The 14,802-nt window shown below is 53.8% G+C and carries 16 protein-coding genes; 6 read left to right on the forward strand and 10 right to left on the reverse strand.

Annotated features, from left to right (window positions below):
* The first annotated feature begins 169 nt into the window (after positions 1–169).
* Positions 170–706: a hypoxanthine phosphoribosyltransferase gene (gene hpt / locus OGV38_RS22840; protein WP_016151732.1), complete on the forward strand. Its 537-nt coding sequence runs from the start codon at positions 170–172 to the stop codon at positions 704–706.
* A gap of 70 nt (positions 707–776) precedes the next feature.
* Here hpt and can read toward each other — a convergent pair whose 3' ends face one another.
* Entirely contained in the window at positions 777–1,466 is a 690-nt protein-coding gene (gene can / locus OGV38_RS22845; protein WP_016151733.1) for a carbonate dehydratase, read from the reverse strand.
* A gap of 101 nt (positions 1,467–1,567) precedes the next feature.
* On the opposite strand from can, the gene OGV38_RS22850 reads away from it, so the two are divergent.
* The 4 genes from OGV38_RS22850 to OGV38_RS22865 all read left to right on the forward strand — a co-directional run bounded on the left by OGV38_RS22850 (position 1,568) and on the right by OGV38_RS22865 (position 5,096).
* Positions 1,568–2,494, forward strand: coding sequence for an ABC transporter ATP-binding protein (locus tag OGV38_RS22850; protein WP_046275357.1), 927 nt, complete (start codon positions 1,568–1,570; stop codon positions 2,492–2,494).
* Positions 2,491–3,261, forward strand: coding sequence for an ABC transporter permease (locus OGV38_RS22855; protein WP_003829467.1), 771 nt, complete (start codon positions 2,491–2,493; stop codon positions 3,259–3,261). The genes OGV38_RS22850 and OGV38_RS22855 overlap by 4 nt, the downstream gene beginning before the upstream one ends.
* A 103-nt stretch (positions 3,262–3,364) precedes the next feature.
* Positions 3,365–3,805 (forward strand): PTS sugar transporter subunit IIA, encoded by a 441-nt coding sequence (locus tag OGV38_RS22860; protein WP_016151735.1) that lies wholly within the window; start codon positions 3,365–3,367, stop codon positions 3,803–3,805.
* A 61-nt stretch (positions 3,806–3,866) separates the two neighbouring features.
* Positions 3,867–5,096 (forward strand): polysaccharide deacetylase family protein, encoded by a 1,230-nt coding sequence (locus OGV38_RS22865; protein ID WP_047358493.1) that lies wholly within the window; start codon positions 3,867–3,869, stop codon positions 5,094–5,096.
* A 6-nt stretch (positions 5,097–5,102) separates the two neighbouring features.
* On the opposite strand, the gene panD is transcribed toward OGV38_RS22865, so the two are convergent.
* The 9 genes from panD to thpR form a co-directional block, all read right to left on the reverse strand.
* Positions 5,103–5,483, reverse strand: a complete 381-nt coding sequence (gene panD, locus OGV38_RS22870; protein WP_000621526.1) for an aspartate 1-decarboxylase — start codon at positions 5,481–5,483, stop codon at positions 5,103–5,105.
* Positions 5,484–5,578: 95 nt separating this feature from the next.
* Positions 5,579–6,433, reverse strand: coding sequence for a pantoate--beta-alanine ligase (panC, locus tag OGV38_RS22875; protein ID WP_016151737.1), 855 nt, complete (start codon positions 6,431–6,433; stop codon positions 5,579–5,581).
* A gap of 125 nt (positions 6,434–6,558) precedes the next feature.
* Positions 6,559–7,350 carry a 3-methyl-2-oxobutanoate hydroxymethyltransferase gene (gene panB, locus OGV38_RS22880; RefSeq protein WP_003829230.1) on the reverse strand — a complete coding sequence of 264 codons (792 nt, stop codon included), beginning with the start codon at positions 7,348–7,350 and terminating at the stop codon, positions 6,559–6,561.
* Positions 7,351–7,470: 120 nt separating this feature from the next.
* Positions 7,471–7,950, reverse strand: a complete 480-nt coding sequence (gene folK, locus OGV38_RS22885; RefSeq protein ID WP_016151739.1) for a 2-amino-4-hydroxy-6-hydroxymethyldihydropteridine diphosphokinase — start codon at positions 7,948–7,950, stop codon at positions 7,471–7,473.
* Positions 7,947–9,341 carry a polynucleotide adenylyltransferase PcnB gene (pcnB, locus tag OGV38_RS22890; RefSeq protein WP_203457720.1) on the reverse strand — a complete coding sequence of 465 codons (1,395 nt, stop codon included), beginning with the start codon at positions 9,339–9,341 and terminating at the stop codon, positions 7,947–7,949. Before pcnB ends, folK begins: the two co-directional genes overlap by 4 nt.
* A 71-nt stretch (positions 9,342–9,412) precedes the next feature.
* Positions 9,413–10,309 carry a tRNA glutamyl-Q(34) synthetase GluQRS gene (gene gluQRS, locus OGV38_RS22895; RefSeq protein ID WP_016155714.1) on the reverse strand — a complete coding sequence of 299 codons (897 nt, stop codon included), beginning with the start codon at positions 10,307–10,309 and terminating at the stop codon, positions 9,413–9,415.
* A 70-nt stretch (positions 10,310–10,379) separates the two neighbouring features.
* The gene (dksA, locus tag OGV38_RS22900; RefSeq protein ID WP_286475132.1) at positions 10,380–10,835 is read right to left on the reverse strand and encodes an RNA polymerase-binding protein DksA; all 456 of its coding nucleotides are present in this window, start codon (positions 10,833–10,835) and stop codon (positions 10,380–10,382) included.
* 177 nt (positions 10,836–11,012) lie between these two features.
* Positions 11,013–11,717, reverse strand: a complete 705-nt coding sequence (gene sfsA / locus OGV38_RS22905) for a DNA/RNA nuclease SfsA (protein ID WP_016151742.1) — start codon at positions 11,715–11,717, stop codon at positions 11,013–11,015.
* A gap of 15 nt (positions 11,718–11,732) precedes the next feature.
* The gene (gene thpR / locus OGV38_RS22910; protein ID WP_016155716.1) at positions 11,733–12,263 is read right to left on the reverse strand and encodes an RNA 2',3'-cyclic phosphodiesterase; all 531 of its coding nucleotides are present in this window, start codon (positions 12,261–12,263) and stop codon (positions 11,733–11,735) included.
* Between the two features lie 73 nt (positions 12,264–12,336).
* On the opposite strand from thpR, the gene hrpB reads away from it, so the two are divergent.
* On the forward strand, positions 12,337–14,766 hold the full coding sequence (gene hrpB / locus OGV38_RS22915) for an ATP-dependent helicase HrpB (protein ID WP_269519393.1): 2,430 nt from the start codon (positions 12,337–12,339) through the stop codon (positions 14,764–14,766).
* Positions 14,767–14,802: the final 36 nt, after the last annotated feature.

Here is a 14,802-nt window from a genome sequence, read left to right on the forward strand (position 1 = left end):
GCAGTTAATTATAGGAGCTAAAACGCGTGATAAACGTCACATTATGAACTTTATCAACAGATGCCGCGTATGAATGCTTTTGCTGGTATACTGCGTGCCTTGCGCTTAGATGCTGACTTATTAAAAGTTAGCATTGAGTGATTTGTTTTTAAATCATATGGTTAGAGATATGAAACATACTGTTGAAGTCATGATCCCGGAAGCGGAGATCAAAGCGCGTATTGCTGAACTGGGACGTCAGATTAACGAACGTTACAAGGACAGCGGCAGCGATATGGTGCTGGTTGGTCTGTTACGCGGCTCATTTATGTTTATGGCCGACCTGTGCCGTGAAGTGCATGTCTCCCACGAAGTCGATTTCATGACTGCTTCCAGCTATGGCAGCGGAATGTCCACCACGCGCGATGTTAAAATCCTGAAAGACCTGGATGAAGACATTCGTGGCAAGGACGTGCTGATTGTCGAAGACATCATCGACTCCGGTAACACGTTGTCCAAAGTGCGTGAGATTCTGAGCCTGCGCGAGCCGAAATCCCTGGCTATTTGTACGCTGCTGGACAAACCTACCCGTCGTGAAGTGGATGTTCCGGTTGAGTTTATCGGATTCTCTATCCCAGATGAGTTTGTTGTCGGCTATGGCATTGACTATGCCCAGCGTTATCGCCATCTGCCGTACGTTGGCAAAGTGGTGCTGCTGGACGAGTAATGTCGGGAGCGCCTGATGGCGCTTTGCTTATTCGGCCTGCACGATACTTCCCCGCAGGCCGAAAAGCGACTTAAGCGTCGCTGCCGCTTGTTGGTATCTGCTTGTGATTGGTATGTTTCTGGCTGAGGTTAGACAGCCCCTGGCGATAGCGCTGCTCCAGCGTCTCGCGACTGGTGGCGGTGACGTCCAGATCGCGCAGCAGGCCATCATGAATACCGTAAGCCCAGCCGTGAATGGTAACTTTCTGACCGCGCTTCCAGGCTGAACGCATGATGGTTGAGTGGCCCAAGTTGTAGACCTGCTCCATTACATTCAGTTCGCACAGGGTGTCAATGCGACGTTCCTGCGGCATTTCGCCCAGCAGTGAACTGTGTTTAAACCAGATATCGCGAATATGCAGTAACCAGTTATCAATCAGCCCCTGTTCTTTATTTTCAATAGCCGCCTGTACACCACCACATCCATAGTGGCCGCAAATAATAATATGTTCCACTTCCAGCACATCCACCGCATACTGAACCACTGAGAGACAGTTCAGGTCGGTGTGAATAACCAGATTGGCAACATTACGGTGAACAAATAATTCACCCGGCTCAAGACCGGTTAAACGTTCTGCGGGAACGCGACTGTCGGAACATCCAATCCATAAAAAGCGCGGATTTTGTGCGTGAGTCAGCGTTTCAAAAAATCCGGGATCCTCTTCTACCAGCATCTTTGACCATAGCGCGTTGTTGCTGATGAGTGTATCTATGTCTTTCATGGAGGCTGTAACCAATTGAATTGCGTTGCGCTAATATAGGTTAACTCCTGATTTATTAAAACCAAATATCAAGCATTAGAATGTAAGGTAAGTAAAAAACCATGACCATTGCTCTGGAACTTCAACAACTTAAAAAAACCTATCCCGGTGGCGTTCAGGCGTTACGCGGAATAGATTTGCAAGTCGAAGCGGGGGATTTTTATGCGCTTTTGGGACCGAATGGCGCAGGCAAGTCCACCACCATCGGGATAATCAGCTCGCTGGTGAATAAAACCTCTGGGCGGGTGAGCGTCTTCGGATACGATCTTGAAAAAGATACCGTTAATGCGAAACGCCAGCTTGGTCTGGTACCGCAGGAGTTTAACTTTAACCCGTTTGAAACCGTGCAGCAGATCGTAGTCAACCAGGCGGGTTATTACGGCGTTGAGTATAAAGAGGCGGTCAAACGCAGCGAACTATATTTAAAGCAGCTCGATTTATGGGAAAAACGTAACGAGCGCGCGCGCATGCTCTCCGGCGGGATGAAACGCCGTCTGATGATTGCCCGCGCACTAATGCACGAGCCTAAATTACTCATCCTTGATGAACCGACGGCGGGGGTCGACATTGAGCTGCGTCGTTCAATGTGGGGTTTTTTAAAGGATTTAAACGACAAAGGCACCACGATTATTCTGACCACTCACTATCTCGAAGAAGCGGAAATGCTGTGTCGCAATATCGGCATTATTCAGCACGGCGAGCTGGTGGAAAACACCTCGATGAAGAGCCTGCTCTCTAAGCTGAAATCCGAGACCTTTATTCTCGATCTGGCGCCGAAAAGCCCGCTGCCAAAACTGGAGGGCTATCAATACCGGCTGGTGGATACCTCCACGCTGGAAGTGGAAGTCCTGCGTGAACAGGGGGTCAACAGCGTGTTCTCACAGCTGAGCGCCCAGGGCATTCAGGTATTGAGTATGCGAAACAAAGCGAACCGACTGGAAGAACTGTTTGTTTCTCTGGTGCATGAAAAACAAGGAGATCGCGCATGATGCAGCTTTATTGGGTTGCGCTGAAAAGCATCTGGGCGAAAGAGATCCACCGCTTTATGCGAATCTGGGTTCAGACTCTGGTTCCTCCCGTCATTACTATGACGCTCTATTTTATTATCTTTGGTAACCTGATCGGCTCGCGTATCGGCGAAATGCATGGTTTTAGCTATATGCAGTTTATCGTGCCAGGGCTGATTATGATGGCGGTAATTACCAACTCGTACGCTAACGTGGCATCGTCATTCTTCAGCGCCAAGTTTCAACGCAACATTGAAGAGTTACTGGTCGCTCCGGTACCGACGCACGTGATCATCGCCGGTTTTGTTGGCGGCGGCGTGGCGCGTGGCCTGTGCGTAGGGATCCTGGTAACAGCGATTTCGCTGTTCTTCGTGCCGTTCCAGGTGCATTCCTGGGTCTTTGTGGCGCTTACGCTGGTGTTAACAGCGGTGCTGTTTTCGCTGGCCGGTCTGTTGAACGCGGTTTTCGCTAAAACCTTTGACGATATCAGCCTGATCCCAACCTTCGTGCTGACTCCGCTGACCTATCTGGGCGGCGTTTTCTATTCGTTAACGTTGCTGCCGCCGTTCTGGCAGGGACTGTCCCATCTGAACCCGATTGTCTACATGATTAGCGGTTTCCGTTACGGCTTCCTGGGGATCCACGATGTTCCGCTGGTCACGACCTTTGGCGTGCTGGTGGTGTTTATCGCGGCGTTTTATTTGCTGTGCTGGTACCTGATTCAGCGCGGACGCGGCCTGCGCAGCTAAGTCTTTCTTCCTCTCCTTGCCCGGGAGAGGAAGACTTTTGATGCTTATCACCATTACGGATTTATCACCCTGATAAACTACTTGCCTGCTAAGGAGGTAGGCAATGCTAGGTTGGGTAATTACCTGTCATGATGATAAGGCACAGGATATGCTGCATCGTCTGGAGAAAAAGTACGGCCCGTTGGTTCAATGCCAGGCGGTGAGTTTTTGGCGTGGGCTTAGCTCGAATATGCTAAGCCGCATGATGTGCCATGCCCTGCATGCTACAGACTCTGGCGAGGGTGTGATATTCCTGACGGATATGGCCGGGGCCGCGCCTTACCGCGTGGCTTCGTTAATGAGCCATAAACATCCCCAGTGTGAAGTGATTTCAGGTATCAGTTATCCATTGCTTGAGCGAATGCTTTCGTCGCGGGAATCGATGAGCAGTTCTGCGTTTCGTGATAGCATCGTTGCGCTTGGCGGGCCCGAAGTCTCTAGCCTCTGGCATCAACAACAGAAAAATCCCCCCTTCGTGTTGAAGCATGATTTGTATGAGTATTAATCATTGGTATTGATGGCGCTTTTGCTACAATAGCCGGGGTTTCTCGCCTCGGTTATCTCATATGGTGATGCGCGTTCTGCTTGTTTTATTGCTCCTGTTTTCTGGCAGCATAGCTGCGGCTTTGCCTGCTCGCTACATGCAAACCACCGAAGCGGCCGCCGTGTGGGCGCAGATTGGCAACAAGATGGTGACGGTAGGGAATATTCGCGCCGGGCAGATCCTCGCCGTTGAGCCAATTGCGGCAGATTATTACGAATTTACCTTTGGTTTTGGTACCGGGTTTATTGATAAAGGGCATCTGGAGCCTGTGCAGGGGCGGCAGAAAGTCGACGATGGTCTGGGCGATCTCAATAAACCCCTCAGCAACCAAAGCCTGATCACCTGGAAAGATACGCCGGTTTATAACGCTCCGGATGTTGGTAGCGCCCCGTTTGGCGTGCTGGCGGATAATCTGCGTTATCCGGTTATCAGCAAGCTTAAAGACCGTCTCAACCAAACCTGGTACCAGATCCGTATTGGCGGCAGACTGGCCTATATCAGCGCTCTGGATGCGCAGGAAGACAACGGTATCCCGGTGTTAACCTATCACCATATTCTGCGCGATGAAGAGAATACCCGTTTTCGCCACACCTCCACGACAACCTCCGTACGCGCCTTCAGCAACCAGATGGCCTGGCTACAGGACCGCGGCTACACCACGTTGACGATGTACCAACTGGAAGGCTATGTTCGCAACAATATGAATCTCCCGGCGCGGGCGGTGGTGCTGACTTTTGATGATGGTCTGAAGTCGGTGAGTCGTTATGCTTACCCGATTCTGAAGCAGCACGGCATGAAGGCAACGGCGTTTATTATCTCCTCACGTATCAAGCGCCACCCGCAGAAGTGGGATCCGAAATCACTGCAGTTTATGAGCATCGCGGAACTGAATGAGATCAGGGACGTGTTCGACTTCCAGTCGCATACCCATTTTTTACATCGGGTTGATGCGAATCACCGGCCAATCCTGCTGAGTCGCAGCTATCATAATATTCTGTTTGATTTCGCCCGTTCGCGTCGGGCGTTGTCTCAGTTTAACCCTCACGTTCTTTATCTTTCGTATCCGTTTGGCGGCTATAACTCCACGGCAGTAAAAGCGGCAGGCGACGCGGGATTCCACATGGCGGTCACCACGGTGAGAGGGAAGGTTAAACCGGGGGATAATCCGTTCTTATTGAAAAGACTTTATATTTTAAGAACGGATTCGCTGGAGACGATGTCGCGGCTGATAAGTAATCAGCCGCAGGGGTAAGGGCTGTCAGGCAACCTGTACCGGAATGGCTTTCGCGGTGCGCTTCATTTCGTTGTCGCCTTCAAAGTAGGCCACTTTCGGACGCCAGGTGCGGGCTTCTTCATCAGACATGGTGACGAAGCTGGCGATAATCACAATGTCGCCGACTTCAGCACAGTGTGCCGCTGCGCCGTTCACCGAGATGATTCTGGAGCCGCGTTCAGCCGCAATCGCGTAGGTTGAGAAACGTTTACCGTTGGTCACGTTCCAGATATCAATAGCTTCGTTTTCCAGAATACCAGAGGCATCGAGGAAATCCTGGTCGATGGCGCAGGAGCCTTCGTAGTGCAGGTCCGCCTGCGTGACTTTTACGCGGTGGAGCTTGCCTTGCAGCATGGTGCGAATCATAACTTCTATACCCTGTCGTTTACCTTGGCTAAGCAGGCACTACTGGCCTGCTTTGAGAAATTCTCAGGCAGTATTGCCTGATTTTTAACCCCTGTCTACTGGGCTAATGTAACGCTTTGATTATCGATCAGACGTGCCTGACCCAGCCAGGCGGCGGCCAGAATCACCGCGCGTTTACTGGTTTCCGTCAGCTCCAGCAGCGTGTCGGCATCACGAATCTGAATATCGTCGGCACGGAAGCCTTTTTCATTCAGTTCCTGCTCGGCAATGGCAATAATCTCTTCCTGGTCACGATGGCCAGCAAGCAGCTTTTCAGCGATGCCGTTCATCACTTTGTGCAGACCCGGCGCAATTTTTCGCTGCTCTGCGGTCAGATAGCCGTTACGTGAGCTAAGCGCCAGACCGTCTTTGGCGCGAATAATCGGCACGCCAACGATCTCAATGTCATAACCCAGATCCGCCACCATTTTGCGGATCAGCGCGAGCTGCTGGAAATCTTTCTCGCCAAAGCAGGCGATATCTGGCTGGATCAGGTTAAACAGCTTGCTGACGATAGTGGAAACGCCACGGAAGTGGCCTGGACGGCTGGCGCCTTCCAGCATGGTGGAGAGACCGGGAACTTCAACGAAAGTCTGGCCTTCCAGACCCTGCGGGTAGATTTCCTCAACGGCAGGCGCAAAAACATAATCGACTTTACGCTTGTTCAGCTTTTCACAATCTTCCTGCAGCGTGCGCGGATAGCGCACCAGATCGTCCGGTCGGTCAAACTGCATCGGGTTGACGAAAATGCTGACGATCACCACATCAGCCCGCGCTTTTGCCTCATCGACCAGCTTCATATGGCCGTCGTGCAGGTTGCCCATGGTGGGAACCAGAGCGACGCGTTTGCCTTCCTGACGCAGACGACGAATATGCTGGCGCAGCAGCGGCAGGGTTTCAATGATTAACACGACAAGACTCCTTGAGTTGCCTGAGGAACCGTAGGCCGGATAAGGCGTTTACGCCGCCATCCGGCAACATGCAGCGAACCGCCTGATGGCGCTACGCTTTTCAGGCCGATATATGGCCTGAAAAATTAGTGGAAACTGTGTTCTTCGCCCGGATAAACGCCGGACTCCACTTCAGCCATATACTGCCGCACTGCGGCGCGCATGTCGCCTGCTTCATTGAGGAAATTCTTCGCAAATTTCGGGATGTGGCCTCCGGTAATACCAAAGGCATCGTGCATGACGAGGATTTGTCCATCGGTGACGTTACCAGCGCCGATACCGATAACCGGAATCGACAGCGCTTCGGTGACGCGCTTCGCCAACTCAACCGGCACGCACTCCAGCACCAGCAACTGAGCGCCAGCGGCTTCTAAGGCCAGCGCGTCATCCAGCAATACCTGCCCGGCGTCGCCGCGGCCCTGAATTTTATAGCCGCCGAAAATATTCACCGACTGCGGTGTTAATCCCAGATGACCGCAAACCGGTACGGCGCGTTCGGTGAGCATTTTTACCGTATCCACCAGCCAGGCGCCGCCTTCAATTTTGACCATATTAGCGCCCGCCCGCATCACCACCGCGGCGTTTTCAAATGCTTGTTCCGGCGTGGCGTAAGCCATAAATGGCAGGTCGGAGAGCAGCAGACAGTTGGGAGCGCCACGACGTACGGCACGAGTGTGGTAAGCAATATCTTCAACGGTGACCGGTAGGGTGGAGTCATGCCCCTGAATCGTCATGCCCAGCGAGTCGCCAACCAGCATCACATTAATGCCTTCGTCGGCAAATAACTTAGCGAAGCTGTAGTCGTAGGCGGTAATGGTCGCGAAGCGTTTTTTCTCTTGCTTGCATTTCTGCAGCAGTGAAATGGTGGTGGGTTTCATAACATTTCCTGATGATGAAAGTCATATTTATCGGCATTCTAACAGTCACATTCAGGGGGGCAATTGTTTTAAGCAACCGTTTGGCACTAAAGTAGTAAACGCTGAAGGGGAGAGGATACTTTACCAGTGTGCAGGTTTTGCGGCACCAAGATGGGTGAGGTGCTGATGCAGGCTGATACCCTCCGGGAAGATAAGCTCAGGTGCGATTTCAGCGAGCGGCCACAGCATAAAACCACGGTTTTTCATGTCGTAGTGCGGCACGGTCAGACGTTCGGTGTTAATCACTTCATCGCCAAACAGCATAATATCGAGGTCCAGAGTGCGCGGCCCCCAGCGTTCGGCTTTACGTACGCGTCCCTGTTGCAGCTCAATGCGTTGGGTATGATTAAGCAATTCTTCGGGAGCGAGAGTGGTTTCCAGCGCCACGGCAGCGTTCAGGTAATCTGGCTGATCCTGTGGGCCTAATGGCGGTGTGCGGTAAAAGGAGGAAACAGCGACGATACGGCTGTCGGGAATGTCGCCAATCGCTTTTACGGCAGCATTAACCTGCTCCAGAGGAGAGGCCAGATTACTGCCGAGAGCGATATAGGCGATGGTCACGCGGAACCTTCACGGCGCGGGGCGCGTTTACGCGGGCGACGATGACGACGGCGTTCCGGTTCTTCGTCGAGTTCGTTGAGCATGCCTTTTTGTTCCGGCGGTGCTGAAACCTGGAATTCTCCCCACCACTGCGCCAGACGCTGCAGCTCAGCGTTGTTTTCCACTTCGGCACGCAGGGCCAGCAGATCGTAAGCGGCGCGGAACTTCGGATGCTCCATCAGCTTCCAGGCGCGTTTGCCCTGGCGACGAGACATGCGTAGCTGCAACTGCCAGATATCACGGGTCAGCGAGGTCAGACGTTTCGGGATCGCCAGCGAGCGGCAGGCTTCATCCAGTACGTCGTTCATCGCCAGTGCGAAGGCATCGTAGTAAGCCAGACCGCTTTCCTGGGCAATTTTCTGCGCAGCTTCCAGTAACGGATACCAGAACATGGCGGCGAACAAGAACGCCGGGTTAACGCGCATATCATTGTGGATGCGGTTATCGGTATTCTTCAGCACCTGAGCGATGATGCGTTCCATTGGGCTGTCACCGTCTTCGGTGAAATAGCGCGTAATGGTGGGGAACAGCGGCTGGAACAGGCTGTACTCACGCAGTTTTTTATAGGTTTCATACCCATAGCCCGCCTGTAAGAGTTTGAGCGCTTCTTCAAACAGGCGTGCGGGGGGAATATCGTTAAGCAGTGTTGCCAGACGCGGGATTGGCTCAGCGGTTTCCGGGCTGATACGCATGTCGAGCTTGGCGGCAAAGCGCACGGCCCGCAGCATACGTACAGGGTCTTCGCGGTAGCGCGTTTCCGGATTACCGATCAGGCGAACGATGCCCTCTTCGAGATCCTGCATGCCACCAACGTAATCACGCACGGTGAAATCGGCCACGCTGTAATACAGGCTGTTAATCGTGAAGTCGCGACGCTGGGCATCTTCTTCGATGGAGCCGAAGATGTTGTCGCGCAGCAGCATACCGTTTTGTCCGCGCTGTGAGGTTGTGCGATCGGACTCGCTGCCTTCATGATGACCACGGAAAGTTGCCACTTCGATAATTTCCGGGCCAAACATGACATGGGCCAGACGGAAACGGCGACCAACCAGACGACAGTTACGAAACAGTTTTCGCACCTGATCTGGCGTGGCGTTAGTCGTGACATCAAAATCTTTCGGCTTTTTGCCCAGCAAAAGATCGCGTACGCCTCCGCCAACCAGCCATGCCTCGTATCCGGCCTTATTGAGCCTGTACATTACCTTCAGGGCATTTTCACTGATATCTTTGCGGGAGATAGAGTGCTGCTCACGCGGGATTACCGTCATATGTGGACGGGCGACGGCGAGCTCGGCCTCGCGCTCCTCGCGGCTTAGCACCTTGCGGCAAAAATTAGCGACTCGGGTAAAAATAGTGCACCTCGGTAGTGTCAAACTTCAATCAGAACAAGTGTTGCTGTGTAAAAATAGCGGCTAATCATAGCTCAGCATGATGCATTTGAGAATGGCGGATTTACGATCGCCGATTCTGGCACCGCTGTCAGACTCCAGTTTTCAATGGCAAACGTGAGAATCTGATCCACGCGCATCTCCTGCCACGGGATATCGGAGTGCTGGCCGAGAAAGCGCAGCGCAGCAACAATCACCGGGCGTGGATCGCCTTGCGGCAGTGCAGGTGCATGATTTTGTTTTGAAAGTTTAGCGCCTTGTTCGTTGAGCGCCAGCGGCAGATGAATATAGTCCGGCGCTTGCCAGCCGAACTGTTGATACAACGAAATTTGCCGTACCGTCGGTTCGATAAGATCGGCACCGCGCACAATTTCCGTCACGCCCTGGAAGTGGTCGTCTACCACCACCGCGAGGTTATAGGCAAACAGCCCGTCGCGACGGTGAATAATAAAATCTTCCTTTGCAAGCCGCGGATCAGCCTGAATCACACCGCGCAGTTGGTCCGTAAACTGCATCACCGGATGGCGTTGCTTAATGCGGACCGCCGCCTGTTCAGGCCCGTGGCGTAGTTCACGGCAATGACCGTCGTAAATACCGCCGACGCTTTGAATACGCGCGCGCGTACAGGTGCAGTAATAACTCAGATCCTGCTGATGCAGCCAGGCCAGCGCCTCGCGGTAGGCGTCATGACGCTGGGATTGCCATAAAATATCGCCATCCCAGTGCAGCCCGTAATGTTCCAGCTGACGCAGAATCGTGTCTGCAGCACCGGGAACTTCACGAGGGGGGTCAATATCTTCAATGCGTACCCGCCAGATTCCGCGACGAGCACGGGCCTGCAGGTAACTCCCGAGGGCGGCAATCAGTGAACCAAAATGGAGTTCGCCAGAGGGGGAAGGGGCGAAGCGGCCAATATAATGTGAATCGCTCATTTTGCGGGCTAACAAATAATAAGGCGGGAGAAGCTCCCGCCTGTAGTAAACGTGGTAAAAATGACCGGAATTAACCTGCCATTTGTTTTTCGCGGATTTCTGCCAGCGTTTTACAGTCGATGCACAGATCGGCTGTCGGACGCGCTTCCAGACGGCGAATACCAATTTCTATGCCGCATGATTCGCAGTAGCCGAAATCTTCGTCTTCTACTTTCTTCAGCGTCTTCTCGATCTTTTTGATCAGTTTGCGCTCACGATCACGGTTACGCAGCTCAAGGCTGAATTCTTCTTCCTGTGCGGCGCGGTCCACCGGATCAGGGAAGTTAGCCGCTTCGTCTTGCATATGAGATACGGTGCGATCAACTTCATCCCTAAGTTGATTACGCCATGCCTCAAGAATACGCCTGAAGTGCGACAGCTGGGCTTCGTTCATATACTCTTCGCCCGGTTTCTCCTGGTACGGCTCCACCCCAGCGATGGCGAGAATACTCAGGGACGATGTTTTACGGTTTTGCCCTTCTTGCATGTTGCTTCTCCTTAACACGCACTATCGATCCCCATGTTCGGGGGAAAAATCAGGTCGCTATAAATAGCAGATGCTTTTCCGGATAGCAATTATCTAAACGTAACACTTGACAACCCTGTGAGGAAAAGCGTATTTGCCCACGCGCCCAGAATACTAATTAACCGAATATTTACACCATTACAAGGTAATGGGCAACGGCTCTTTAAGAGTCATACCATGGGCAGAAAGTTCCGCTTTATAAACCAGAATTTCTACCCCCTTAAGCTGTGCTTCAACTAATAATTGCGCATATTTTGCATCGATATGGCGCGCGGGTGAAAACCGTGTAATGGCTGAATGCAACACCGCGAAAAATATCACCGCGCGCTTGCCTTCGGCCGCTACGCTCATCAATTCCCGAAGATGTTTCTGACCTCGTTCAGTGATGGCATCGGGAAAATAACCCTGATCTTTTTCCGCCAACGTGACTGATTTCACTTCAATATAGCAGTCAGGTCGGGAATCCGCCTGTAACAAAAAGTCGATGCGGCTCCCTTCGGCGCCGTATTTTACTTCACTTTTCAAGGTGCTGTAGTCTGAAACTTCCGAAATTAACGAACGCTGAATAGCCTCTTTCGTTAATCTATTGGCCCACAGCGTGTTAACACAAATAAGTGCACCGGATTGGGTTTGCGTTAATTCCCAGGTATGTGGATATTTTCGTTTAGTATTTTCTGATGTCGAATACCAGACAGTATCTCCCGGCGTTGCGCAGCCGGTCATGGCTCCCGTATTGGGGCAGTGTAGCGTTAACGTTGTGCCATCCGGTGTGATCACATCCGCTAAAAAACGCTTATAGCGCTGAATGAGCGTTGCTGGTTGTAAAGGTGGAGAAAATTGCATGAACAGTTCCTTTGATTATTCAGTCAGCGTCCAGCGTTGCAACTGCGTGTAACGCGTGCGTCCTCGCATGAATGAGGAGGAATAAAGCCCAAACTCCGTTACCGGAAACGACCAGCCAAACCCTGGCGGAGGGATAGATACCGCGTGACCGGCGTCACGCAGCAACGTGATATGCGGGTGAAACGGCTGCGGGCTCTGGTGGCACCCACTGCGTGCGGCTTGTGCCCGCAACATGTTCGCCAACTGCAGCAGCCCGCGCGGCGGCTGACGCATTCCCAACCACACGACTCGCGAGCGCAGCCATTGCCCGGCATCGTCGAGTTTGAGCGTAAAACCAGGCTGGCGAATACGCCCCGCAAGCTGCGTTAACGCATGCTGCTTCTCAGCGCTGACGTCGCCCAAAAAGGCGAGCGTCAGATGCAGATTATCGGCGGCGACGGGACGACCCGCTTCAGGGGGGAACTGCGCGGCCCGCCAGTGGATTAACTGCTCCCGAACCTCGCCAGGCAATTCAATCGCAAAGAACAGCCTTTTTGGCTCAGACATGATGGATACTCGGTTATGAATTAACGCGATGCTACAATGCAGCGCGAAGAATGTTAACCCTCTGGAGTCATTTGTGACGTCGTTGCCCGTTGCCGCCGTAGTGCCTGAACTACTTACCGCCCTTGATGCCTCGTCGCAGGTTTTGCTGACGGCGCCGACCGGTGCCGGGAAATCAACCTGGCTGCCGTTGCGACTCCTTGAACATCGCGGTATCAAGGGACGGATTATTTTGCTGGAGCCGCGGCGTCTGGCAGCACGCAATGTGGCGCAGCGGTTGGCGGAATTGCTGAATGAAAAGCCTGGCGAGACCGTGGGGTATCGCATGCGTGCGCAAAGCTGCGTAGGGCCGCAGACCCGCCTTGAGGTGGTGACGGAGGGGGTTCTGACACGCATGATCCAGCGCGACCCCGAATTGACGGGCGTTGGGCTGGTCATCCTCGACGAATTTCACGAGCGGAGTTTGCAGGCCGACCTGGCGCTGGCGCTGTTGCTGGATGTGCAGCAAGGGCTGCGTGACGATCTGAAAATATTGATCATGTCTGCCACTTTGGACAACGGGCGTTTGCAGCAGATGTTGCCTGATGCGCCGACGATCGTTTCTGAAGGCCGCGCTTTTCCCGTTGATCGACGATATCAGCCGTTGGCGGCGCATCTGCGTTTTGCTGAAGCGGTAGCGATAGCGACGGCAGAACTCCTGCGCCATGAAAGCGGGTCGCTGCTGCTGTTTTTACCGGGTGTAGGGGAAATCCAGCGCGTGCAGGAGCAACTGGCAACGCGTGTGGGCAGCGATGTGTTGTTGTGCCCACTGTACGGCGCGCTGACGCTTGCCGAGCAGCGTCAGGCGATTTTGCCCGCGCCGCAAGGCAAGCGCAAAGTGGTGCTGGCGACCAATATTGCCGAAACCAGCTTAACGATCGAAGGCATCCGGCTGGTGGTGGACTGCGCCCAGGAGCGCGTGGCGCGCTATGATGCGCGTACCGGTTTAACGCGACTGATTACCCAACGCATAAGCCAGGCCTCGATGACCCAGCGAGCGGGACGCGCGGGCCGTCTGGAACCCGGTATCTGCCTCCATTTGCTTGCCAAAGAGCAGGCGGAAAGAGCGGCGGCACAGGGAGAACCGGAGATTTTACAGAGCGACCTGTCCGGACTGCTGATGGAGTTACTGCAATGGGGATGCACCGACCCTGAGCAACTGAACTGGCTGGATACACCGCCCGCCATCAACTTGCAGGCGGCAAAGCGGCTGCTGCAGATGCTGGGGGCGCTTGAGGGTGACAGGCTCAGCGCCAGGGGGCAGAAAATGGCGACGTTGGGTAACGACCCCCGTTTAGCGGCTATGCTGGTTAGCGCCAACAATGACAATGAAGCGGCAACGGCGGCAAAACTGGCTGCGATTCTGGAAGAGCCGCCGCGCGGTGGCAGTACCGATCTGGCTGTAGCGTTTTCACGAAATCAGCCCGCCTGGCAGCAGCGCAGCCAGCAATTACTGAAACGGCTTAACGTTCGCAGCGGACAGCCGGACAGCGCGCTGCTCCCCTCATTACTGGCGCAGGCGTTTGCCGATCGGATCGCGCGTCGGCGTGGGCAGGAAGGGCGCTATCAACTGGCGAATGGCATGGGGGCAATGCTGGATGCCGATGACGCCTCCGGACGCCATGAATGGCTAATTGCGCCGCTGCTACTGCAGGGCAGCGCTTCGCCGGATGCGCGTATTCTGCTGGCTCTGCCGCTGGATATCGAAGCGCTGATACAGGCATGCCCTGAACTGCTACAACAATCTGACACCATCGAATGGGATGAAACTCAGGGAACGTTAAAAGCATTGCGTCGGTCGCGCATTGGCCAGCTAACGGTAAAAGTACAGGCGCTGGCCAAACCCTCGGAAGAGGAGTTGCACCTGGCGATGTTGAACGGCATTCGCGATAAAGGGCTAAGTGTGCTCAACTGGACGCCGGAAGCCGAGCAGTTTCGCCTGCGTCTGCAATGTGCGGCAAACTGGTTGTCAGAGTATAACTGGCCTGCGGTAGATGAGGATTCTCTGCTGGCGACGCTGGAGAGCTGGCTGCTGCCGCACATGAGCGGTGTGCATTCGCTACGCGCGTTAAAAGCGCTAAATGTGGGTCAGGCGTTGCGCGGTTTGCTGGATTGGTCAATGCTGCAACGTCTGGATAGTGAACTGCCAGCGCATTACACTGTGCCGACGGGAAGCCGGATTGCCATTCGCTATCATGAGGATAACCCTCCGGTATTGGCGGTTCGGATGCAGGAAATGTTTGGTGAAGCGAAGACCCCAACCATCGCCGAGGGGCGCGTGCCGCTGGTGCTGGAACTGCTGTCTCCGGCGCAACGACCACTACAGGTAACGAGCGATTTAAGCGCGTTCTGGCAGGGATCGTACCGTGAGGTGCAAAAAGAGATGAAAGGGCGCTATCCCAAACATGTCTGGCCGGACGATCCGGCGAATACCGCGCCAACGCGGCGAACAAAGAAGTATACGTAATGAAACTGTAGGCCGGATAAAGCGAAGCCGTCATCC

The sequence above is a fragment of the Citrobacter sp. Cb080 genome (assembly GCF_030334745.1).
In the GTDB taxonomy this organism is placed as follows: domain Bacteria; phylum Pseudomonadota; class Gammaproteobacteria; order Enterobacterales; family Enterobacteriaceae; genus Citrobacter; species Citrobacter braakii.